At 39.3% G+C, this 21516-nt stretch carries 26 protein-coding genes; 23 read left to right on the forward strand and 3 right to left on the reverse strand.

The genetic code is table 11. From position 1 onward, the window contains the following. The first annotated feature begins 121 nt into the window (after nt 1-121). Nucleotides 122-1210: a DUF3866 family protein gene (locus tag BPOF4_RS06810; RefSeq protein ID WP_012958355.1), complete on the forward strand. Its 1089-nt coding sequence runs from the start codon at nt 122-124 to the stop codon at nt 1208-1210. On the opposite strand, the gene mciZ is transcribed toward BPOF4_RS06810, so the two are convergent. Further along, a complete protein-coding gene (mciZ, locus tag BPOF4_RS22940; RefSeq protein WP_081457639.1) occupies nt 1138-1329 on the reverse strand; it encodes a Z-ring formation inhibitor MciZ in 192 nt (63 codons plus the stop codon). The two genes, BPOF4_RS06810 and mciZ, sit on opposite strands and share 73 nt — an antisense overlap. 82 nt (nt 1330-1411) lie before the next feature. Here mciZ and BPOF4_RS06815 point away from each other — a divergent pair, with 82 nt between their 5' ends. Beyond that, nucleotides 1412-1957, forward strand: coding sequence for an NUDIX domain-containing protein (locus tag BPOF4_RS06815; RefSeq protein ID WP_012958356.1), 546 nt, complete (start codon nt 1412-1414; stop codon nt 1955-1957). A gap of 66 nt (nt 1958-2023) precedes the next feature. Here BPOF4_RS06815 and megL read toward each other — a convergent pair whose 3' ends face one another. Next, complete coding sequence (gene megL / locus BPOF4_RS06820; RefSeq protein WP_012958357.1) at nt 2024-3214, reverse strand: methionine gamma-lyase; 1191 nt, start codon at nt 3212-3214, stop codon at nt 2024-2026. Between the two features lie 196 nt (nt 3215-3410). Here megL and spoIIM point away from each other — a divergent pair, with 196 nt between their 5' ends. From spoIIM to BPOF4_RS06895, 16 genes are all read left to right on the forward strand, one after another. Beyond that, nucleotides 3411-4049 carry a stage II sporulation protein M gene (gene spoIIM, locus BPOF4_RS06825; RefSeq protein ID WP_012958358.1) on the forward strand — a complete coding sequence of 213 codons (639 nt, stop codon included), beginning with the start codon at nt 3411-3413 and terminating at the stop codon, nt 4047-4049. A gap of 120 nt (nt 4050-4169) precedes the next feature. Further along, the gene (gene fur, locus BPOF4_RS06830) at nt 4170-4670 is read left to right on the forward strand and encodes a ferric iron uptake transcriptional regulator (RefSeq protein WP_012958359.1); all 501 of its coding nucleotides are present in this window, start codon (nt 4170-4172) and stop codon (nt 4668-4670) included. Nucleotides 4671-4850: 180 nt separating this feature from the next. Further along, complete coding sequence (locus tag BPOF4_RS06835; RefSeq protein WP_012958360.1) at nt 4851-5081, forward strand: YqzK family protein; 231 nt, start codon at nt 4851-4853, stop codon at nt 5079-5081. 82 nt (nt 5082-5163) lie between these two features. Continuing rightward, complete coding sequence (xerD, locus tag BPOF4_RS06840) at nt 5164-6051, forward strand: site-specific tyrosine recombinase XerD (RefSeq protein WP_012958361.1); 888 nt, start codon at nt 5164-5166, stop codon at nt 6049-6051. A gap of 107 nt (nt 6052-6158) precedes the next feature. Beyond that, nucleotides 6159-7337 carry a phosphopentomutase gene (gene deoB, locus BPOF4_RS06845; protein ID WP_012958362.1) on the forward strand — a complete coding sequence of 393 codons (1179 nt, stop codon included), beginning with the start codon at nt 6159-6161 and terminating at the stop codon, nt 7335-7337. A gap of 18 nt (nt 7338-7355) precedes the next feature. Next, the gene (locus BPOF4_RS06850) at nt 7356-8174 is read left to right on the forward strand and encodes a purine-nucleoside phosphorylase (protein WP_012958363.1); all 819 of its coding nucleotides are present in this window, start codon (nt 7356-7358) and stop codon (nt 8172-8174) included. Between the two features lie 66 nt (nt 8175-8240). Further along, nucleotides 8241-8396 carry a hypothetical protein gene (locus BPOF4_RS21930; RefSeq protein WP_012958364.1) on the forward strand — a complete coding sequence of 52 codons (156 nt, stop codon included), beginning with the start codon at nt 8241-8243 and terminating at the stop codon, nt 8394-8396. A 112-nt stretch (nt 8397-8508) separates the two neighbouring features. Next, nucleotides 8509-9336: a purine-nucleoside phosphorylase gene (locus BPOF4_RS06855; RefSeq protein WP_012958365.1), complete on the forward strand. Its 828-nt coding sequence runs from the start codon at nt 8509-8511 to the stop codon at nt 9334-9336. Between the two features lie 35 nt (nt 9337-9371). After that, a complete protein-coding gene (locus BPOF4_RS06860) occupies nt 9372-10673 on the forward strand; it encodes a pyrimidine-nucleoside phosphorylase (protein ID WP_012958366.1) in 1302 nt (433 codons plus the stop codon). A gap of 115 nt (nt 10674-10788) precedes the next feature. Continuing rightward, on the forward strand, nt 10789-11211 hold the full coding sequence (locus tag BPOF4_RS06865; RefSeq protein WP_012958367.1) for an organic hydroperoxide resistance protein: 423 nt from the start codon (nt 10789-10791) through the stop codon (nt 11209-11211). Between the two features lie 143 nt (nt 11212-11354). Next, on the forward strand, nt 11355-12206 hold the full coding sequence (locus BPOF4_RS06870) for a patatin-like phospholipase family protein (protein ID WP_012958368.1): 852 nt from the start codon (nt 11355-11357) through the stop codon (nt 12204-12206). Nucleotides 12207-12342: 136 nt separating this feature from the next. Next, nucleotides 12343-12831 carry a metal-dependent hydrolase gene (locus BPOF4_RS06875; protein ID WP_012958369.1) on the forward strand — a complete coding sequence of 163 codons (489 nt, stop codon included), beginning with the start codon at nt 12343-12345 and terminating at the stop codon, nt 12829-12831. A 90-nt stretch (nt 12832-12921) separates the two neighbouring features. Then, nucleotides 12922-13347, forward strand: coding sequence for a disulfide oxidoreductase (locus BPOF4_RS06880; protein ID WP_012958370.1), 426 nt, complete (start codon nt 12922-12924; stop codon nt 13345-13347). A gap of 2 nt (nt 13348-13349) precedes the next feature. Next, nucleotides 13350-13820 carry a thioredoxin family protein gene (locus BPOF4_RS06885; protein WP_012958371.1) on the forward strand — a complete coding sequence of 157 codons (471 nt, stop codon included), beginning with the start codon at nt 13350-13352 and terminating at the stop codon, nt 13818-13820. 140 nt (nt 13821-13960) lie between these two features. Beyond that, nucleotides 13961-15169, forward strand: a complete 1209-nt coding sequence (locus BPOF4_RS06890; RefSeq protein WP_180316874.1) for a threonine synthase — start codon at nt 13961-13963, stop codon at nt 15167-15169. Nucleotides 15170-15179: 10 nt separating this feature from the next. Next, nucleotides 15180-16403, forward strand: coding sequence for a dicarboxylate/amino acid:cation symporter (locus BPOF4_RS06895; RefSeq protein WP_012958373.1), 1224 nt, complete (start codon nt 15180-15182; stop codon nt 16401-16403). Between the two features lie 80 nt (nt 16404-16483). Here the strand turns inward: BPOF4_RS06895 and BPOF4_RS06900 are convergent, their stop codons facing one another. Then, nucleotides 16484-17269 carry an alpha/beta hydrolase family protein gene (locus tag BPOF4_RS06900; protein ID WP_012958374.1) on the reverse strand — a complete coding sequence of 262 codons (786 nt, stop codon included), beginning with the start codon at nt 17267-17269 and terminating at the stop codon, nt 16484-16486. A 531-nt stretch (nt 17270-17800) separates the two neighbouring features. On the opposite strand from BPOF4_RS06900, the gene BPOF4_RS06905 reads away from it, so the two are divergent. The 5 genes from BPOF4_RS06905 (at nt 17801) to BPOF4_RS06925 (ending at nt 21512) form a co-directional block, all read left to right on the forward strand. Further along, nucleotides 17801-18961, forward strand: coding sequence for a D-alanyl-D-alanine carboxypeptidase family protein (locus tag BPOF4_RS06905; protein ID WP_012958375.1), 1161 nt, complete (start codon nt 17801-17803; stop codon nt 18959-18961). A gap of 182 nt (nt 18962-19143) precedes the next feature. Next, nucleotides 19144-19494 carry an anti-sigma F factor antagonist gene (gene spoIIAA, locus BPOF4_RS06910; protein ID WP_012958376.1) on the forward strand — a complete coding sequence of 117 codons (351 nt, stop codon included), beginning with the start codon at nt 19144-19146 and terminating at the stop codon, nt 19492-19494. Nucleotide 19495: 1 nt separating this feature from the next. Next, nucleotides 19496-19936, forward strand: coding sequence for an anti-sigma F factor (gene spoIIAB / locus BPOF4_RS06915; protein ID WP_012958377.1), 441 nt, complete (start codon nt 19496-19498; stop codon nt 19934-19936). Nucleotides 19937-19948: 12 nt separating this feature from the next. Further along, entirely contained in the window at nt 19949-20719 is a 771-nt protein-coding gene (gene sigF, locus BPOF4_RS06920) for an RNA polymerase sporulation sigma factor SigF (protein WP_012958378.1), read from the forward strand. A gap of 127 nt (nt 20720-20846) precedes the next feature. Further along, nucleotides 20847-21512, forward strand: coding sequence for a stage V sporulation protein AA (locus BPOF4_RS06925; protein ID WP_238446488.1), 666 nt, complete (start codon nt 20847-20849; stop codon nt 21510-21512). Nucleotides 21513-21516: the final 4 nt, after the last annotated feature.

The raw sequence follows: 21516 nt of genomic DNA on the forward strand, positions 1-21516 counted from the left end.
TAGTGTAAGTCGAGCCTATGCTCGGCTTTTTGTGTTAAAGAAGAGGAATTAGTAATTTATGAATAATTTGGAAGGGAAACTTCATACTAAGAGCAAAGGAAAAGAACGGAGCTGAAGTGAGATGTTTGCAGAAGTGCGAGATCAGATCAAAGCTATTGTGTTTGAAGATAATCATATACAGATTTTGCAGACATCTCGCACACAACAAGCTGTTTTATATAAAGCGCTGACAAAAAAAGGCCGGATAGGAGATACGGTTTTATTAAATACCACAGCGAGCGAATTGAATCTAGGTACCGGAGGATATGATTTTGTTAAATCAGCGGGAGAGAATGCCCATGTGACTCCTTGTCTAAACAGGGATGACGGTCATATTCTGAAATTACGATATACTCCGATGCAGCATCAAGTCTTATCTGTAGAATCACAGGAAAGTCCATATCATTCAATGTTTCAAACCGCGTTTTCTCTAGAGAAGAAGCCTGTTTTAGTCGGTGAATTGCATAGTATGATTCCCATTCTCTACGCAGGTTCTAAAGTTTTACACAAAGGGGCTACTGTATGTATTATCATTGATGATCAAGCAGCTTTGCCTCTTACGCTGAGTGAACACATTAGAGCACTTGAAGGAGAAGAGACATTTGTAACCATTACGGTAGGTCAGGCTTTTGGAGGGACATATGAAGCAATTACCATCCAAACTGCTCTTCAATTTGCTCATGAACATCTAAAAGCTGACATTATTATGATAACTGTCGGCCCTGGAGTTGTAGGCACAGGAAGTTATTACGGATTTACAGGAATGTCTTTGGCGAATTGGTCTAATAATGTGGCGGCTTTAGGGGGGGTTCCTGTATGGATTCCGCGCTTGTCCTTTGCTGATAAAAGGAAGCGGCATAGAGGGATTAGTCATCATACATTAACGCCGCTAAAAGAAGCAGTCCTGACGAAGGTTATCTTGCCCCTGCCACTTTTAAATGGAGATAGGCTTGAAATGATTGAAAACCAGCTTTCTATGCTGCAAGAAGCAAAAGTGTACCCTGAAATAAAGTGGATCGAAGAACAGGAAGTACAACAAAAGACAGAGCAAGCTCTTCGTACGTTAGGAAAAGATATTAAGACTATGGGAAGAGGCTATCAGGAAGATCCTGTTTTTTTCTGGGCAGTGGTGGCAGCATTATGGACCAGTCTTAATTTAGGCCGTGAATGAACAGTCTTAACCCAGTCTTCTACGTACTCAAAATGCTGCATAGACTCTTTCAGCTTGGCATTAATTTCCCAAGCTTTACCTGCTAAAACGATTCCTTGATTGTGTACATAGACTTTCATATCTCACACATCCTCGAATGATAGATTATATGGTACACTTCTATGTAATAACTATGTCAAAAAGAACCTAGGAGTGAGATCGTTGAATCATCTTTACGAAAAAACAATCAAATCTAACTCGATATACAGCGGCAAGATCATTGACTTGCAAGTGGATGAAGTAGAACTGCCTAACGGAAAAACAAGTAAAAGAGAGATTATTAAACACCCAGGAGCTGTAGCTATTCTTCCTATTACAACAGAAGGAAAGTTGATTTTAGTTAGGCAATTTCGAAAAGCACTTGAAAAAACGATTATTGAAATACCAGCAGGCAAGTTGGACGCGGGGGAAGAGCCTGCTGATTGTGCGAAAAGAGAGCTCGCAGAAGAAACAGGTTATGTAACAGACAATCTTGACTTTTTACTTTCATTTTATACATCGCCTGGATTTGCTGATGAGCTCATTTATATGTATGCGGCTACTGGTCTTACAGCAGGGGAAGTAAGCCGGGATGAAGATGAATTTCTAGATGTGATTGAGGCAACACTTGAGGAAGCAGAAGAGATGGTGCGAGATGAACGGATTCATGATGCCAAAACAGCCTATGCCATTCAATATATGCGGTTAATGAAATATCTTGATAAATAAGAGGAGCGCTCCTGCTTTGAGAGTAGGAGCGCTTTTATTGTGTAATTAACATATCACCGAACTTGTTTACGATAGTGCTTGCTCTAGATCATAAATAATATCTTCAACGTTCTCTATTCCTACAGACAGACGAATTAGACCATCTGCAATCCCCATTTTTATCCGTTCTTCCCGAGGGACAACAGAGTGAGTCATAGAAGCAGGGTGCTGAATCAATGAGTCAACATCCCCTAGGCTGACAGCACATTTAAGTAATTCAAGTTTGTTCATCATGTTAAGTCCAGCTTCAAGTCCTTCTTTTAATTCAAAGCTGATAAGTCCGCCGAAACCGTCCATTTGTCTTTTTGCGAGTTCGTGTTGTGGGAAGCTTTTTAACCCAGGGTACATGACATTCGTCACTTTTGGGTGGGATTCTAGGAATTCGGCAACCTTTTGAGCATTTTCAGAGTGCCGGTCCATTCGTACACCTAATGTTTTTATTCCTCTGACAAGTAAAAAGGCATCAAATGGAGCAAGGATTCCGCCAATATCTTTTTGAGTTGTAAATTGAATATGCTCAAGAAATTCTTTTGTACCAACAGCGACACCAGCTACAAGGTCCCCATGTCCACCTAAATATTTTGTTGCACTATGGACAACCACATCACACCCATATTCTAGGGGACGCTGCAAGTAAGGAGACATAAATGTGTTATCTACTACTGTAGTCACATTATGCTCTTTTCCTATTTGACCTATAAGTGCTAAGTCAATAATTTGCATCGTTGGATTAATCGGGGTTTCAATATAGATAACTTTCGTATTTTCTTTTATTTCACGGAGGATGCTTTCTTTATCTCGCATGTCACATAATGTGTAATCCACATTAAACTTATCTTTTAAAATCGATAAAAAGCCAAATGTACAACCATAAAGACCTCGTGAGCATAAAATATGATCTCCGGAGCGCACAAGGCCTAGAAGCACAGCTGAAATAGCAGCCATACCAGACGCGAATGCTAATGCTTTTTCTCCTTTCTCAAGAGCTGCGATTTTTTCTTCTAATGCGGTAACTGTCGGGTTTCCAAGTCTTGAATATACATAACCTTCCTCTTCGCCGGCAAACCGCCTTCCGCCTGTCTCTGCACTAGGAAAGACGAAAGTAGACGTTTGGTGAATAGGTAGAGCAAGTGAACCGGTAAGAGGATCTGGTTTGTACCCTTTATGGACAGCTAATGTTTGAAAGCCTTGCTCTCGGTTGGATTCTTTTGATGACATGATATCCCTCTTCTCTTTTTGTAAACGTTTTCATAATGAACGAAAAAAATAGCACACGTAATGGATGCCCCTCATTATTACTATACTAAAAAAGAGCAAGTTTAAAAAGAAGAAAAAATCTATCATTTTATCTGCAGGCATAGATTGCAGCTTGTCTTCATAGAGTAGAGTAAGAGTGTACAGAGGAGGGATGCGGATGTTTAAGTATGGGGTAAGAGATATGATCTCATTTCACATCCAAGAAAATAGATCGATTTATTTATTCATAACTGTATTATTTTTAATCGGAATTATTTTTGGTGCCATCGTCGTTAATAGCTTGAGTTTGACACAAAAGCATGACTTATATATGTATTTGGGGCAATTTTTTGGACAGGTATCAGAGGGGAACCTAGCACAATCATCTGCTATTTTCAGTCAAAGCTTCGCTCATTATGCTAAATACTTTGGACTCATGTGGCTGCTTGGACTCTCAGTAATCGGGCTGCCGGTTATACTAATATTGTTATTTTTAAAGGGAGTCGTTGTTGGGTTTACGGTCGGCTTTCTTGTCAATCAAATGGGAATGTCAGGCTTTCTTCTTTCCTTTGTAGCAATCATGCCCCAAAATTTTATCCTTGTACCAGCTTTCTTAATAGCAGGTACCGCAAGTGTAGCTTTTTGTTTGAAAATGATCCGTCATCAATTTTTAAAAAAATCAAGTACGCCTTTCTTTCCGATTTTCATTAAGTATTCTGCATTAATACTATGTGTGGGGGCAGCGCTTGCTGCAGCGTCTGCTGTAGAGGCATATCTTTCACCTTTATTAATGAGGTTTGTACTAACTACTTTTTAATAATTATTATTAAATAAGAGTGTGTGATTAACTTTAAATAATAATCATTATTGATTGACGCTATTTTTTTAGATGATTATAATGATAGGAGGTTAAAGGCTTGGGAGGGACACACATACAATGGAGAAAAGACTAGAAAGAATTAAAAAGCATTTGCACTCACAAAGCTATAAATTAACACCGCAGCGTGAAGCAACCGTTCGTGTGTTACTTGAGCATGAAGAGGATCACTTGAGTGCAGAAGATGTATACCTCCTTGTCAAAGATAAAGCACCGGAAATTGGACTAGCTACGGTATACCGCACGCTAGAATTACTAGCTGAACTTAAAATTGTTGATAAAATTAATTTTGGTGATGGCGTATCGAGATTTGATCTCAGACAAGAAGGAGCCGCTCACTTTCACCATCATTTAGTATGTATAGAATGTGGTGCAGTAGACGAAATTCAAGAAGATTTACTTGGTGATGTGGAAGAGATCGTTGAGCGTGATTGGAACTTTAAAATTAAAGATCATCGTTTGACTTTCCATGGAATTTGTTATCGCTGTAACGATAAAGACGAAACAAGTGAAAATGAAACTTCTAATGAACCTTCTAATGAAGAATCAAATAACGAATAACTAAAGTGCCGTTCACGAGGTGAATGGGCACTTTTTATATTGTGCAGACACTTAATACAGGAACCTAATGCAAGCACCTAATCACTCGTTTGTTAAGACAGGTATAATCCTCACACTTTTTGGCATAGCTTGATAGTAACAGCTAATCCAAAATGGATTTAACTTTATCGAGGTGAGGATATGAAACAGTGGTTTTTGCTCGTTTTACAAAGTATTAAAGTTTTTCTGCTATTTATAGGATGCACAGTTCTCTTTTATTATGGTATCCTATGGGTGAGTGCTGAGTATGAAAGCTATCATCGATATGATGAACCAAAAGGAAAAGCGGTCAAAGTGATGAGTTATGAATCAAATGAGATAGAGATGACATGGGTCGATCGTTTAATGATGTACTATCATTTTGGTGAATAGTTTCTTAGTTTTGATTGACTTATTTGTGGTTCTCATTTTATAGACAATTCATCAAGGGCTTTAAATAAAGGAGAGGGTGTATATGCAAAAAGATGTAAGCGAATTCCTGCACTACATCCAGATTGAGAGAGGCCTTGCTGAGAATACGATTCAATCGTATCGCCGTGACCTGTTAAATTATGCGAAATTTTTACAGAACGTCATTGATATTCAAACGTTTAAGGATGTTACACGTCACATGATTGTAGATTACCTTTTCTTCTTAAAGGAGCAGGGACGAGCTGAAGCGACGATTGCCAGAACGATAGCGTCGATTCGTGCTTTTCATCAATTTTTGCTTAGAGAAAAATTAAGTGAGCAAGATCCTTCTGTTCACCTTGACATACCTAAAGCTTCAAAGCGCCTGCCAAAAGTGTTATCATTGGAAGAGGTAGAAGCGTTGTTAACGATTTCTGGACAAGATCATTTATCTATTCGCAACCGTGCAATGATGGAGACATTATATGCAACAGGCATGCGCGTCTCAGAATTGATTAATCTAAAGTTAACAGATACCCATCTATCAATGGGATTTGTGCGATGTATAGGAAAAGGGAATAAAGAAAGAATCATTCCTTTAGGTCAGCAAGCAACGAAAGCGCTTCAACTCTATTTAGAGCAAGCAAGGTCTACTATGCTGAAAAAGAATAGACATGAATATGTTTTTGTAAATCACTACGGGAGACCGCTGACAAGACAGGGGTTCTGGAAAATTGTAAAGAAGTTAGCTGAAGCTGCTAAGATTGAAAAAGAATTGACTCCACATACGCTTCGCCATTCATTTGCAACCCATTTACTTGAAAACGGGGCTGATCTCCGTGCCGTTCAAGAAATGCTCGGACATGTTGATATATCTACTACTCAAATTTATACTCATGTCACAAAAACACGAATGAAAGACGTCTATGCTCAATACCATCCTAGAGCATAATCGTTTTTTTTAATAAAAGAGGTCAGACTTCTGACATCTATGATTATTAGCAAAACTCACCAAGAAAAGGGAAGACTATGGTAGGAATGTAAAGGGGGCACTTTTAAATGAGCAATCAATTTAAGCGCGTATTTTTAATTGTGATGGATTCAGTAGGTATTGGAGAATCTCCTGATGCAGCAAGGTTTGGAGATGCAGGTTCTGATACATTAGGACATATTGCAGAAAAGATGAATGGACTAACAATGCCCAATATGGCAAACCTTGGTTTAAGTCATATTAAAGAAATAGATGGGGTAGAAAAAGTAGACAAGCCAATCGCTCATTACGGTAAAATGCAGGAAGCATCTAACGGAAAAGATACGATGACAGGTCATTGGGAAATTATGGGTCTTGATATCCAAGAACCATTTCAAGTCTTTCCAGAAGGTTTTCCGCCAGAATTAGTAGCAGAGCTTGAGCGCCAAACTGGCCGCAAAGTGATTGGTAATAAAGTAGCTTCCGGGACAGAAATTCTTGATGAACTAGCAGAAGAACATGTTAAAACCGGAGCGCTGATTGTCTATACTTCAGCAGATTCTGTCTTACAAATCGCCGCGCATGAAGAGATTGTGCCAATTGAAGAATTATATGATATTTGTGAGAAAGCAAGAAAGCTGACACTCGATCCTAAGTACATGGTTGGCCGAATTATTGCTCGTCCTTTTATTGGTACGCCAGGTTTATGGAAGCGTACAGCGAACCGTCATGACTACGCTTTGAAGCCTTTTGAGCGTACAGTTATGAATGAATTAAAGGATAGCGGATTAGATTCAATTGCTATCGGCAAAATTTCTGATATTTACGATGGCGAAGGAATTACAGAAGCGATTCGTACTGTGTCAAATGATGATGGGATGGAAAAATTGGTTGGGACGATGTCAAAAGATTTCACAGGAATCAGCTTTTTAAATTTAGTGGATTTTGATGCGTTGTATGGCCATCGCAGAGACCCGATCGGGTACGGCGAGGCACTAGAGCAGTTTGACCGTCAGCTAGAAGAGGTATTTGCTCAGTTAAGAGAGAATGATTTATTAATCATTACAGCTGACCACGGAAATGATCCTACTCATCCAGGCACAGATCATACACGTGAATATGTTCCATTGCTTGTGCACTATAAAGGGCAGACAGAAGCTAAAGATTTAGGGATTCGTCAAACATTTGCTGATATTGGAGCAACAATTGCTGATAACTTTAATGTGACTCTACCTAAACACGGAACAAGCTTTTTAGGCGATCTTTAATTAATAGGGGGATAAAAAATGGTAAACAAACAAGCATTACAAGAAGCAGCAGCGTATTTACAAGAGAAAATGGTTGAAACACCGTCCATTGGCTTAATTCTTGGATCAGGCCTTGGTGTTCTAGCTGAAGAAATCGAAAATCCTGTAAAGATTCCTTATAACGAAATTCCTAACTTCCCAGTTTCTACAGTGGCTGGACATGCTGGTCAACTAGTTATCGGTACACTTCAAGGTAAGCAAGTTGTAGCGATGCAAGGCCGCTTTCATTTCTATGAAGGGTACAGCATGGATGTTGTCACGTTCCCTGTTCGTGTAATGAAAGAGATCGGTGTCAAGCAGATTATTGTAACAAATGCTGCAGGCGGCGTGAACGAATCATTTGAAGCAGGAAACTTAATGATTATCACTGATCATATTAATAACATGAATGCAAATCCTCTAATTGGACCAAATGATGAAGCATTTGGTGTACGTTTTCCTGATATGTCAAATGCTTATTCAAAAGAATTAAGTGAACTTGCCAAAACACAAGCTTCTCAGTTGAATGTTGAACTGAAAGAAGGAGTGTATGTTGGTAATTCAGGTCCTTGCTATGAGACTCCAGCCGAAGTTCGCATGATCCGTAAAATGGGCGGCGATGCAGTCGGTATGTCAACGGTCCCTGAAGTTATTGTAGCCCGTCATGCTGGTCTTGAAGTACTAGGTATTTCATGTATCTCAAATATGGCAGCAGGTATCCTGCCACAGCCATTAACTCACGATGAGGTAATGGAAACGACAGAACGAGTCAAATCAGACTTCCTATCCCTAGTAAAAGCCATCGTAAAAGAAATGTAGGAAGAAAAGCGGAAGCGACTGGTCTGGCATGCGGAGAAATAAGGGGGAGCGATTTGAAGTCGCACTTTGACTTCAATCGAAGCACCGTTTTATCCAGCAGGACAAGGAGCTGCAGCTGGACAGAAAAGTGAAATGATTCGTTTAGATATGAGGAGGCTGGAGGTTCGACAAAAAGAAGCGCACTTTGCTTCGTTTGGCAAAGTGAAGGCGCCGATTATCTGAATCATGGAACTGGACAAGAAAAGCGGAAGCGACTCGATAAATACGAATATATAGCCTCATAAGAAAAGCTAGTATTTATATGAATTTTATATCATCTAAAGGAGCGATTTTAATGGAAAACATGTTAGAGAAAATTAAGCAGTCAGCTACATATTTAGAAGGGAAAATCGAGACAAAACCTCAAATTGGTCTAATCTTAGGCTCTGGTCTTGGTGAGCTTGCAGATGAGATTGAAGATGCTGTTAAGATTCCTTACTCTGATATTCCTAACTTCCCTGTATCTACTGTTGAAGGTCATGCAGGTCAGCTTGTTATTGGTAAGCTTCATGGGAAGGATGTCGTAGCAATGCAAGGCCGCTTCCATTATTATGAAGGCTACACGATGCAAGAGGTAACATTCCCTGTACGTGTAATGAAGCAAATTGGTGTTGAATTAATGGTTGTTACAAATGCTTGCGGCGGTATGAACAAGAACTTTGAACCAGGCGATCTAATGATTATTACGGATCAACTAAACTTTACAGGTGATAACCCGCTTATTGGTGCTAACTTCGAGGAGCTTGGACCACGCTTCCCTGATATGAGCAGTGCGTACACTACTGAGTATGTTGATTTTGTGGAAAAGACAGCTAATAACTTAGATATTAAAGTTCAAAAAGGTGTATATGCTGGCGTAACAGGACCTACTTACATGAGTGGTGCTGAGCTTGTTATGCTTCGCAACTTAGGCGGGGATGTAGTTGGAATGTCCACGGTTCCTGAAGTGATTGTAGCTAGTCACGCTAGTATGAAAGTAATTGGTATTTCATGTATTACGGATATGGCGATTGGAGAAGAACTGCAAGGAATCACTCATGAAGAAGTGGTAGAAGTAGCAAACCGTACGAAACCAAAGTTCATTAAGCTTGTAAAAGAAATTGTTTCTACAGTAGAAGTGTAAGAGCAGCACTCTAAGACGAGGGAGATGTTTGAGAAATGCGCATGGTAGATATTATTGAGAAAAAGCGTGATGGCTTAGAGTTATCGAAAGAAGAAATTCAGTTCGTTATTGAAGGCTATACAAAAGGAGATATACCGGAATATCAGATGTCAGCACTCGCAATGGCGATCTTTTTTAAAGATATGAGTACAGCAGAGCGTGCCGAGTTAACGATGTCAATGGTGAAATCAGGGGATCAAATTGATCTTTCTGCTGTAGATGGTATAAAAGTTGATAAGCACTCTACAGGCGGTGTTGGTGATAAAACGACGATTGCCTTAGCTCCATTAGTAGCGGCACTTGGTGTGCCCGTAGCTAAAATGTCTGGACGCGGCTTAGGCCACACAGGAGGAACGATTGATAAGCTAGAAGCGATTCCAGGCTTCAGTGTAGAAATTGAAACGGATAAATTTATTGAACTAGTCAACAAAAATAAGCTAGCGGTGGTTGGCCAAACGGGGAACTTAACACCGGCGGATAAGAAACTTTACGGGCTGCGCGATGTAACAGCAACCGTGAATTCTATTCCACTGATTGCAAGTTCAATTATGAGTAAGAAGATTGCATCTGGTGCAGATGCGATTGTTCTTGATGTGAAAACAGGTTCTGGGGCGTTCATGAAAGAGTTGGATCAATCAAAAGAGCTTGCTAAAGCGATGGTTGAGATCGGTAACAGCCTTGGCCGTAATACAATGGCGATCATTTCAGATATGAATCAGCCGTTAGGCTTAACAGTCGGTAATGCTCTTGAAGTGAAAGAAGCGATTGATATGCTGCGCGGTGAGGGCCCTGAAGACCTTCGTGAATTATGCTTGACGCTTGGAAGCCAGATGGTATACTTGGCAAATCAAGCGAGTTCCGTTCAGGAAGCTCGTCAAAAACTTGAAGAAGTGATTTCATCTGGTAAGGCTCTTGAAACATTAAAAACGTTTATTGAGGCTCAAAATGGTGATCCTTCGATTGTAGATGATCCAGAAAAGCTGCCAAAAGCTAAGCACTTAATAGAAGTTAAAGCGAAACAATCAGGTTCAGTTTCTGCCATTGTTGCGGACAAGATCGGTACAGCTGCTATGTTATTAGGGGCTGGACGAGCAACGAAGGAATCTGAAATTGATCTTGCTGTTGGACTTGTATTAAATAAAAAGATTGGTGATAAAGTAGAAGCAGGCGATTCTATTGTTACCCTTCATAGTAACAATGAAGATGTACAAAATGTCATTGACATGGTACTAAACGCATACTCAATTACAAGTGACAATGTGGAAAAACCAACATTAATTTATGATGAAATTCATTAAGACTAAAAACAGCCTTTTTACAAAAAGAGGCTGTTTTTTTATGTTTAAAATGGAACAAGAACGTTAATACATAAGTAAGTACCCAATTTAGTAGCAAAAAAGGAGAGTGTACGTCATGGCAGAAGTAATGTTTACAGCACAAGCAAAAGCAAAAAATGGAAGAAATGGACATGTAACCTCTAATAATGGTGTGATTGACCATAAGCTGGTTATGCCGACAGGAGGCAATTCTGATAAGGACGGAACCAATCCTGAGCAATTATTTGCAGCAGGGTATGCCGCTTGTTTCGACGGAGCACTTAATTTAATGGCCAAAAATTCAAATGAAGACATCGATTCTGAAATTGAAGCAGAAGTAAGTTTATTAAAGGATCCATCTGATGATGGCTTTAAAATTGGCGTCACGCTAAATGTAATGATCAAGGGTGTGTCTCAGGCTACAGCTGAAGAATTGACCCATAAAGCACATGAATTTTGTCCGTACTCTAAAGCGACGCGCGGCAATGTCGATGTTAATTTAAATGTAAAAGCAGAATAACTCAGCACCCTTCATCTTCTAGATGGAGGGCTTTTTAGTGGAGAACCTTAGATCTCAACTGAGCAAAAAGATACCATTATTTTCAAATTTAAGATACAATTGCAGATAAGAAAGAGCCCATTATGTTTTAGGAGTGACTATTTATGAATGGTGTTAGTCTTGTATTAGAAGGCGGAGGAATGAGAGCTGTTTATACTGCTGGGGTGCTTGAAGCGTTGATGAAAAACGAAGTCGAAATTCCTCATGTGATTGGAGTTTCTGCTGGAGCATGTAATGGGTCATCTTATGTGTCTAAGCAAATTGAGCGAAATCGCAAAGTGAATATTGATTATATCGATCGCCCGGAATATTTGAGTTTTAAAAACTTAGTAAAAACGAAATCAATTTTTGGATGGGATTTTATTTTTAATACGCTTCCAAATGAGCTTGAACCATTTGATTTTGACACGTTTAAAGATTCTCCTCAAACGTTCACTATTGTCACAACTAAACTAGACACAGGTAAGCCTTACTACTTCGACAAACATCTGCCCAAAGAAGATCTTTTGACTGTCTTGAAGGCATCTAGCAGTATCCCGTTGCTTGCACCTCCTGTTATATACAAAGATGATGTGTTCTTTGATGGCGGCGTAGCCGATCCTATTCCAATAAACCGTTCAATAGAAGAAGGACATCAAAAGCATGTGATCGTTTTAACTCAAAATAAAGGGTATCAGAAAACTCCTATGAAATTTACTCGTTTTGCAAAATGGCAATTCAGAAACAACCCAGCTTTTTTGCAGACCATGCTCACGCGTTATCAACGGTATAATCAAACGTTAAAACGAATCGAAGAGATGGAAGCAAGTGGTGAGGCGTATGTTATAAGGCCCAAAATGCCCGTCCGCGTCTCAAGATTAGAAAAGAACAAAGAAAGACTTGCAGCTCTTTATAATGAAGGTGTAGAGGATATGCAAAGTGAAATGAATAAATTTGAGCAGTGGTTAGCCAAGTAATGCAAAGCTAGGACAAATTGTTCTAGCTTTTTTATCTTCCTCTTTCTAGATAGACATCTCTATGATATTCTAAAATAATACAAATAAGAACAGATGTTTCTTTTTTGATTTTTATTAGAAAGAGAGCTTTATACATATGACAGGAAAAACACATGTAGCCGGAGGGCTTGCATTATGTATGGCAGCAGATACCTTTTTGCTGCCTCATAGCGGAACACCGCTTTATTATGTTGCGGGGATGGCTGGAGCGCTAATCCCTGATATATGCCATATCCACTCTAAAATTGGAAGGAGGCTTCCTCTTTTATCTAGAGCCATCTCATCTATATTCGGTCATCGGACGCTCACTCACAGTCTGCTTTTTTTAGGAATATGGGCATTGATTTTTCATATCTTTTTTGCAGAGTATACGATGATACGAGATGGATTAATTGTAGGTATGATTAGTCATATTATTTTAGATGCAAGTACAGTGAGGGGAGTACGATTATTCTATCCACTAGACTTTCGGGTTCGTCTTCCGTTCTACATTCGAACCGGTGGAGCTTTCGAGAGAGTCTTATTCTTAGCTTTGTCTCTTTATATTGTCATTTATTCACTCGATACTCTTAAAGGATGGCTGTAGTTTTACTTTATCTTTAACAATTCGTTCACTCTTCTTTCTTCGCTTTTGTGGTAAAGTAATTTTCATAGGTGAAAGAAGGGGGTACTAGGTTTGACTAAAAAAATAGAAAATATATTTATCGTTGCGTGGCTTACCTCATTTACTGCGATGCTTGGTTCCCTTTACTTCTCGGTAATACGTCAATTTGAGCCATGTTCGTTGTGCTGGTATCAACGTATATTGATGTACCCACTTGTGATTATTTTGCTTATTGGGATTATACGAAGAGATACAACAGCTGCTATTTATTCTTTCATTTTTTCGATTATAGGGATTCTTGTTTCCTCCTATCATTACGCAAACCAAAAGCTCCCTTTCTTGCAGGATGCTGTCCCTTCTTGCGGGAGAGTCCCATGCAGCGGGCAGTATATTAATTGGTTTGGTTTTGTAACGATACCGTTTTTAGCTTTAACAGCATTTACGATTATTGCTTTATGCAGCTTAATCATCATTCGCAATACTAAGGAGAGAGAGTAGATATGAAGAAGGTTCTTATTTTTGGTGGCATTATTGTCATATTATTTGGGTTATTAGCAGTCGTTAATTCTATGAAACAATCACAGCTAGCAGAGGGAAATCCATTTGGAAAAGAACGGATCGATCCAGCAACAGCAGAGTTAGTGAATGATCCAAACTATCAAAATGTCATCTTACCAGAAGAGCTTGAGGAGATCCTTGAAGATAATGGGGATGTAACGGTGTATTTTTATAGTTCTACTTGTCCTTATTGTAAGGAGGCCACACCTAGACTTGTACCGATCAGTGAAGAGCTAGGAGTAGATCTTGTTCAATATAACTTAACAGAGTTTGATGAGGGCTGGTCTGATCATAACATTGAATCCACTCCAACAATTGTCCAGTTTGAGAATGGTGAAGAGGTTGACAGAATTGTAGGCAGCGCCCCAGATGAAGAATATAGAGCTTTTTTCGAACGAAACGTCAATAATTAATAGTGCGACCGATCAGCTAATTGTTGATCGGTTTTTTTTATGTAAAGAAAAGTATGAATATATTGACAAATGAATGAATGATCAAATAAACTTATAAAACAAAGTTGTTTAGTTGGTTTTAAAAGAAGGGATGGATGAGGGTGCGTTTTAGTTATGTGAGTCATTTATATTGTCCGAAATGTTCTGCAGCCTATTCTGCAGATGAAAAAAATAATTTGTGTTCATGTGGTTCACCATTACTAGTGAGCTATGATTACAACTCATTAAAAGAAAAGTGGCAAAAAGAAGATTTACTACATAGAGAACCTAATTTATGGCGTTATCATGAATTGCTGCCAGTAAAAAAGAAAGAGAACATCGTTTCTTTAGGAGAAGGAATGACTCCATTACTATCTATGGGTAAGCTCGGTGAAGAGTATGGAATTACAACATTATTGATGAAAGATGAAGGGTTAATCCCAACCGGTTCGTTTAAAGCAAGAGGTTCAGCAGTTGGTGTTTCTAAAGCAAAAGAACTTGGTGTAGAAGAGCTTGCTATGCCTACAAACGGTAATGCAGGAGCAGCTTGGTCATTGTATGCTTCGAGAGCAGGAATTAAAAGCCATATCGTTATGCCAAAAGATGCCCCGATGATTACGAGACAAGAGGTTCATGTGGCTGGTGCTGATTTGAAAGTGATTGACGGTTTAATTAGTGACGCAGGTAAATTAGTAGGGGAAGCTGTAAGTGAATATGGCTGGTTTGATGTTTCAACATTAAAAGAGCCTTACCGGATTGAAGGTAAAAAAACAATGGGGCTTGAAATTGCAGAACAATTGAATTGGGAACTCCCTGATGTGATTTTGTACCCAACTGGAGGGGGAGTCGGCTTAATCGGAATATACAAAGCACTTAAGGAATTAGCCGAAATTGGTTGGATTGAAAAAGAAAAGCTTCCTAGGCTTGTAGCAGTTCAGGCAGAGGGATGTGCACCAATTGTTAAAGCATTTGAAGCAGGAGATAAAGATTCTGAATTTTGGAATGACTCTGTAACTGCAGCTTTTGGAATAAATGTGCCTAAAGCACTTGGTGACTTTCTAGTTCTTGAAGCGATCTATGAGACAAATGGTTGTGCAATTGCAGTGTCAGATGAACATATTTTACAAGAGCAGCATCATATTGCCGAAAGAGAAGGAGCATTTATTTGTCCGGAAGGGGCTGCAACATTTGCGGCTGCAAAAAAATTACGTCAAGATGGATGGATTAAAGAAAATGAAACCGTCATATGCTTAAACACAGGCATGGGAATCAAGTATCCCGAGACGGTTCCGATGAATGTGGCTGTCCGCTCAAAAACAGAACGATTATAGGGGGATGAAGATGAAAAAGCCATCATTGTTAACTCAAATTTTATTGGCATTTGTTCTGGCCATCATCGTCGGGTCAATCTTTGGTTCTTCTGCAGAAGTTGTCAGTCCCTTAGGTACCTTCTTTTTACGACTAATTCAATTTGTGATTGCACCGCTCATATTAGCGACCCTTGTTACAGGAATTGCAAGTCTTGGCAGCGGGAAAAAACTAGCTAGACTCGGCGCAAAAACAGTTGGATTCTTTTTAACTACCACATTAATTGCCGTATCATTAGGTCTTGCTATTGGCTTTTTGTTCTCTCCTGGGGAGGGGCTGAATATTGAACCGCCTGCAACAGGCTCAGTTGAGGTGAATGAAACAGAAGGTGTTGTCACCACTTTACTTAATATCATTCCAACCAACCCATTTGCAGCTCTTGCTGAACAAAATATTCTACAGATTATCTTTTTTGCAGCGGCTCTTGGAATTGGTATAACAATTGTAGGAGAGAAAGCAATCCCTGTACGTCGCTTCTTTGAAGGCTTTGCAGATGTATTATTAAAGATTACTGGTGCTATTATGAAGCTTGCTCCTATCGGTGTATTTGGTATTATGGCGCCTATAGTAGGTAATTATGGTTTAGCTGTGCTGCTTCCTTTAGGGAAGGTCATTTTAGCTGTCGCTGTGGCGTGTATTCTGCATGTTCTGATTGTCTACGGTTTAGCTGTGAAAACACTTGGTAAAACCAGCCTCCTTCATTTCTTCAAAGGGATGGCTCCTGCAGCACTCGTTGGATTTACAACATCAAGCAGTGCAGCGACGCTTCCTGTTACTTTGAAAAATGCACAAGAGAGGGTCGGCGTATCAAAGGAAACGAGCAGTTTTGTTCTGCCTCTTGGTGCCACAATTAATATGGACGGAGGGGCGATTTATCAAGGGATCGCAGTATTGTTTATTGCTCAATTTTATGGGATTGAGCTGACAGTGCTGCAGATCTTTACTGTTATGCTGACGGCTACTCTAGCATCTACCGGTGCGGCAGGGGTGCCAGGTGCGGGTTTGATTATGCTTGCGATGGTTTTAAGCTCTGCTGGACTTCCGATTGAAGGCATTGCTTTAGTAGCGGCGATTGATCGTATTCTAGATATGTTTAGAACAGGAACGAATATCTTAGGTGATGCAGCAGCTTCGGTTGTCATTGATCGTTCTGAGAATAAGAACAAACCTATTGAAGCAAATGAGCTTGCTTCATAGAAGAAACACCCTGTACCGTCTTAGGTACAGGGTGTTATTGTTTTAGGGCTATGGTATTTGCCTGTATAGTAGAGTCCTTCTTAAATATTGACTGTAGTTTTCACCCTTTTTGACAACCATACTGCCGTTTCATTGAATAGTCTATTTTCAAAAGCATGACTTGAAAAGGTATGGTCTCCTTTATCTATAAAAATACGATTTGCATCTATAGCGGCAGTAGCATAATCATCAGCATTGGATCTTGGAACTTCTTGGTCCTCATCACCGTGAATGATAAGTACAGAGCCGTTAAAAGTTGAAATAGAAGTTAGAGGATCATGACGCTTTAAGTCTTCAAAGAAAGATTTACTTAGTTCAAAGCCTTGGTAATCATAGACACCATTCTTCTTAGCAGACATAACCGCATCCTTCGTAGTAATGGATACAATATCATTATATGGTCTAGCAACAGGTGCCCAAAGAACAACTTGATTAAGTTGAGGGATTGTTGGTGAGGTTAATGCTGTAACTGCGCCCCCTAAACTATGACCTACAAGAGATATACGATTAGGGTCTACACCCTCTAGTTCCATAGTATATGAAATCACTGATTTTAGCTCGTCTACTTTCTTTGTTACACTAATATCTTTATAATGGCCATCACTTTCACCACAGCCGCTAAAATCAAATCTTACACAAATATAACCTAAAGAACTGAAGTAGCGTGCGGCTTTCACAAACATTCTGTGTTCACCAATTTTATTGCCCACAAACCCATGAATAAAGATGAGGGCAGGTGCTTCTTTCTCAAACAATTGTTCAGGTGTTTGTATTGCGGTCGATAAATTATACTCACCTGCAGAAATGGTAATATGTTTGCTTGCCATCCGTCTCACGCTCCTTTGTGTTATTTAGTTTATTATAAAGAGTACCACTCAAAATAACAATAAAAATCTAATTTTTCCGGGTGGTTTTGTCGGAATAATGAATAATTACTTAAAAGGTCTTTGCTGATAAGGCTGCCGAGGCTTGCACCATTTTATTGGTGCAAGTCTCTTTTATATAAGAATAAAAATAGTCTTTATCTAAATTTAGGTGGTTTTAGCATGTAAGAGATAGAAGGGAATACAAGGACTGTCTCTGTATTCTTAAAAGAACATCCTAAAGTACTTACAATCTATACTCCTGCCTCCTAAACCATAAAGGACATAATTTACATTCAAAGCAGGCAAGAGGTTTTGGCGGCTTTCCTTTCTGGAAGGCATTTTTAGTTTGATTATTTACCTAGTTATTATTGATTGAACATGTATAAAAAAGAAAACATTGGTAAAAATGGTGGGTAGCAAACTTAGGGACATCTTGTTTTTTGAGGCTTCCTTAAGAGGACTATGAAAATGATGAGATGGAGGTCGGATGGGATGCGGAAAGTCTTATCTACACTATTAGCTATCGTACTTGTATGTACGTTGGCAGCACCAATGGGATATGCAGCTGAAAAGCAGGCTAGTTTAGCAGAAAATGCTTCATCAGCTATTGTAATTGAGCGGGATACAGGAGAAGTGTTATTCGAGAAAAACAGCCACGATCAACTTCCCCCTGCTAGTATGACAAAAATTATGACTATGCTTTTAATTATGGAAGCCATTGATGAAGGTTCTCTTTCCTACGATGATAAAATTCGCACGAGTGAAAACGCGGCATCAATGGGTGGTTCTCAAGTGTTTTTAGAGCCAGGTGAAGAGATGACGGTTACTGATATGTTAAAAGCGATTGCTGTTGCCTCAGGTAATGATGCATCAGTAGCAATGGCTGAACACCTTGGAGGTACGGAAGAGGAATTTGTCTCAATGATGAATGATAAAGCAAAAGAATTGGGACTAGAAAATACAAACTTTATGAACTCTAACGGATTACCTGCAGAAAATCACTACACTACGGCGTATGATTTAGCGATGATCTCAAAAGAGCTGCTCAAGTATGAAGATATCACAAAATTCACCGGAATTTATGAAGATTACTTAAGACAGGATTCAGAAAATAAGTTTTGGCTCGTGAATACGAACAAGCTTGTAAAGTTTTATCCTGGAGTTGACGGCCTTAAAACAGGTTTTACAAGAGAAGCAATGTATTGTTTAACAGCAACAGCCCAAAAGAACGATATGCGTGTCATTTCTGTGATTATGGGAGCACCTACTCCGAAAGAAAGAAACGCTCAAATTACAGAGATGCTTGATTATTCTTTTAGTCAATTTAAAACACATAAACTGTATGAGAGAGACCATATTTTAGCTGAAGTGAAGGTTAGTAAAGGGGATAAAAATCAAATTCCTGTACAAACCTCTGAATCTGTTTCAATTTTAACGAAAAAAGGCGAATCGATTGATGACGTGACAGAGCGTATGGAAATTGATCAGCAATTGCATGCCCCGCTTGCTAAAGGAGATACAGTTGGAACCTTATATATCGAAAGAGCTGGAGAGGTTCTAAGTGAAACGCCGCTTGTTGCCGGTGATGATGTAATGGATGCTTCTTGGTGGAAGTTATTTAAAAACGTCTTATCAAAATTTAACGGCAAATAAATCACATAGTAGAAATTAATCGTATGGTGGAATTAGATCGTCTTATTAGGCGAATGAAGACTACTTTTTACGAATGTAAACTAGTTTTGTCATATGGCAGGTATAGGAGTGGAAAAAGGCGAAATCCTCTCTAGCAAAACAAACAGGGGGTCCTGTATGTGAGACTTAGAGGGAGTGATCGAATGAGTTTAGTGATGGATTTAGAGCGAAAAGGAAGTGTGCTGCTCGTTAGACTTGAAGGCGAGCTTGATCATCACACTGCTGAAAAATTACGTAAACAAGTAGAAGGTCACCTAACCGATGCGAGTGTCAAGCATATTGTTCTTAATCTTGAACAGCTGTCTTTTATGGATAGTTCAGGACTAGGAGTGATACTTGGACGCTACAAACAAGTAAAAGCAAATGGAGGAGAGATGGTCGTTTGCGCCATTTCACCAGCAGTTAAACGTTTGTTTGAGATGTCAGGATTGTTCAAGATCATCCGTCTTGAGGAAAATGAACAATTTGCATTAAAGACATTGGGGGTGGCCTAATATGCGTAATCAAATGGATTTAACCTTTTCTGCCTTAAGCGAAAATGAATCATTCGCACGTGTAACCGTTGGCGCTTTTATTGCTCAGCTTGACCCTACGATGGATGAGATGACAGAAATTAAAACGGTTGTTTCAGAAGCAGTTACTAACTCCATCATTCACGGGTACCATAATAAACCAGAAGGTATGGTCTTTATTCATGTCACTCTTGATAACGGAGTCATTGAATTAACGATTCGAGATGAAGGTATGGGAATTGAAGATATCGAAGAGGCAAGACAGCCTCTTTATACAACGAAGCCTGAGCTTGAGCGTTCTGGCATGGGCTTTACGATTATGGAGAACTTTATGGATGAAATTAAGGTCATCTCTGAGCCGATGATTGGTACGACGGTTTATTTGAAAAAGCATTTAACTAATAGCAAAGCGATTTGCAATTAAGGAGTTTTGCCTATGGATGTCGAGGTAAAACAAGTAAAGAAGAAGAAGGAAGCTCACTTTTCTGATAAAGAGGTCAAGGAGCTCATTGCCCGAAGTCAGGAAGGTGACCAACAAGCGCGTGATCTGATTGTAAACCGCAACACTAGACTCGTGTGGTCGGTTGTACAAAGGTTTATGAACCGTGGGTATGAAGCAGATGATTTATTTCAAATCGGATGTATAGGCTTAATTAAATCCGTTGATAAATTTGACCTTTCCTATGATGTGAAATTCTCAACGTATGCTGTTCCGATGATCATTGGAGAAATTCAACGCTTTTTACGAGATGATGGGACAGTGAAAGTAAGCAGGTCTATTAAAGAATTAGGAAATAAAATCCGCAAAATGAAAGATGAATTAACTAAGTCTCTAGGACGCGTGCCCACTGTTAATGAAATTGCTGAACAGCTTGAGATAACTCCTGAAGAAGTGGTATTCGCTGGTGAGGCAAGCAGATCGTTAACGTCTATACATGAAACAGTTTATGAGAATGACGGAGATCCGATCACTTTGCTTGACCAGATTGCTGATCAAACGGAAACCAAATGGTTTGATAAAATCGCTTTGAAAGAGGCCATCCGTGACCTCGATGAACGAGAGAGGCTGATCGTCTTTTTAAGGTATTATAAAGACCAAACGCAATCAGAAGTGGCGACAAGACTTGGTATTTCTCAAGTTCAAGTGTCTCGATTAGAAAAAAAGATTCTCGAACAAATGAAAGAAGTTATGGGAGAGCAAATATAGACTTGAGAAAGCAGCCTTTTAGGCTGCTTTTTTGTGTTCGAAAAGGACCTCGATGTTAAGGAGTGCGGATGCCCTCTGCACCTTGCATGTTTTCTTGCGATCTTTCTCATACTAAGTGATAACTCACATGACTAAGGGTGGTGAAAAAATGGGGGATGCTGAGGTATACATTCGAATGAAGCAACGGATAGAGGCGGATATGAATCAATCATTAACAATCGGGGATGTGGCTCATATCGTCACGAATGAACCAAGCTTGAACCAATTACTTCACATACCCATTTATCAAATCACAAAGCAAGATAAGAATCGGGTAGTTATTGATGTTATGCAAGTCATTTATGCAATCACTGCTAACGTGAAGTCTTTAACCATCCAAACCGTAGGTGCTGCACAGACGATTATCGAAGTAAATGTGCAAACGAAACCGTATAAAATTGTTTATGTCATACTGATCTGGTTTTTATTATTTGTGGGAGCAGCACTTGCTATTATGAATTTTCATGAAGATGTCAGCATGAGAGAAGTTCACGGTCAAATTTATTATTTAGTAACAGGCAAAACAATTGCGAACCCGCTTCTGCTTCAGATTCCGTATTCCATTGGTCTTGGACTCGGGATGATTCTATTTTTTAATCACATTTTTAAGAAAAGACTTAATGATGAACCAAGTCCGCTTGAAGTAGAAATGTTTAATTATCAGCAGAACTTGGATCAATACGTCATTATGGATGAATTACAAGGCCCCAGCAGCGGTGCAGATCAAAATGTATTAAAAGAGAGTGGTAGGTAGGAAA

Origin of the sequence: Alkalihalophilus pseudofirmus OF4 (assembly GCF_000005825.2) — a bacterium.
GTDB lineage: Bacteria > Bacillota > Bacilli > Bacillales > Bacillaceae_D > Alkalihalophilus > Alkalihalophilus pseudofirmus.

Excerpts from the sequence above, each read along its gene's own strand:
- xerD (WP_012958361.1), top strand. The coding sequence starts at position 5,164 with ATGCAAAAAGATGTAAGCGAATTCCTGCACTACATCCAGATTGAGAGA.
- BPOF4_RS06905 (WP_012958375.1), top strand. The coding sequence starts at position 17,801 with ATGCGGAAAGTCTTATCTACACTATTAGCTATCGTACTTGTATGTACG.
- megL (WP_012958357.1), bottom strand. The coding sequence starts at position 3,214 with ATGTCATCAAAAGAATCCAACCGAGAGCAAGGCTTTCAAACATTAGCT.
- deoB (WP_012958362.1), top strand. The coding sequence starts at position 6,159 with ATGAGCAATCAATTTAAGCGCGTATTTTTAATTGTGATGGATTCAGTA.
- BPOF4_RS06925 (WP_238446488.1), top strand. The coding sequence starts at position 20,847 with ATGACTAAGGGTGGTGAAAAAATGGGGGATGCTGAGGTATACATTCGA.
- sigF (WP_012958378.1), top strand. The coding sequence starts at position 19,949 with ATGGATGTCGAGGTAAAACAAGTAAAGAAGAAGAAGGAAGCTCACTTT.
- BPOF4_RS06895 (WP_012958373.1), top strand. The coding sequence starts at position 15,180 with ATGAAAAAGCCATCATTGTTAACTCAAATTTTATTGGCATTTGTTCTG.
- BPOF4_RS06875 (WP_012958369.1), top strand. The coding sequence starts at position 12,343 with ATGACAGGAAAAACACATGTAGCCGGAGGGCTTGCATTATGTATGGCA.
- BPOF4_RS06850 (WP_012958363.1), top strand. The coding sequence starts at position 7,356 with ATGGTAAACAAACAAGCATTACAAGAAGCAGCAGCGTATTTACAAGAG.
- BPOF4_RS06810 (WP_012958355.1), top strand. The coding sequence starts at position 122 with ATGTTTGCAGAAGTGCGAGATCAGATCAAAGCTATTGTGTTTGAAGAT.
- BPOF4_RS06885 (WP_012958371.1), top strand. The coding sequence starts at position 13,350 with ATGAAGAAGGTTCTTATTTTTGGTGGCATTATTGTCATATTATTTGGG.
- spoIIM (WP_012958358.1), top strand. The coding sequence starts at position 3,411 with ATGTTTAAGTATGGGGTAAGAGATATGATCTCATTTCACATCCAAGAA.
- mciZ (WP_081457639.1), bottom strand. The coding sequence starts at position 1,329 with ATGAAAGTCTATGTACACAATCAAGGAATCGTTTTAGCAGGTAAAGCT.
- spoIIAA (WP_012958376.1), top strand. The coding sequence starts at position 19,144 with ATGAGTTTAGTGATGGATTTAGAGCGAAAAGGAAGTGTGCTGCTCGTT.
- spoIIAB (WP_012958377.1), top strand. The coding sequence starts at position 19,496 with ATGCGTAATCAAATGGATTTAACCTTTTCTGCCTTAAGCGAAAATGAA.
- BPOF4_RS06855 (WP_012958365.1), top strand. The coding sequence starts at position 8,509 with ATGGAAAACATGTTAGAGAAAATTAAGCAGTCAGCTACATATTTAGAA.
- BPOF4_RS06835 (WP_012958360.1), top strand. The coding sequence starts at position 4,851 with ATGAAACAGTGGTTTTTGCTCGTTTTACAAAGTATTAAAGTTTTTCTG.
- BPOF4_RS06860 (WP_012958366.1), top strand. The coding sequence starts at position 9,372 with ATGCGCATGGTAGATATTATTGAGAAAAAGCGTGATGGCTTAGAGTTA.
- BPOF4_RS06870 (WP_012958368.1), top strand. The coding sequence starts at position 11,355 with ATGAATGGTGTTAGTCTTGTATTAGAAGGCGGAGGAATGAGAGCTGTT.
- BPOF4_RS06865 (WP_012958367.1), top strand. The coding sequence starts at position 10,789 with ATGGCAGAAGTAATGTTTACAGCACAAGCAAAAGCAAAAAATGGAAGA.
- fur (WP_012958359.1), top strand. The coding sequence starts at position 4,170 with ATGGAGAAAAGACTAGAAAGAATTAAAAAGCATTTGCACTCACAAAGC.
- BPOF4_RS06900 (WP_012958374.1), bottom strand. The coding sequence starts at position 17,269 with ATGGCAAGCAAACATATTACCATTTCTGCAGGTGAGTATAATTTATCG.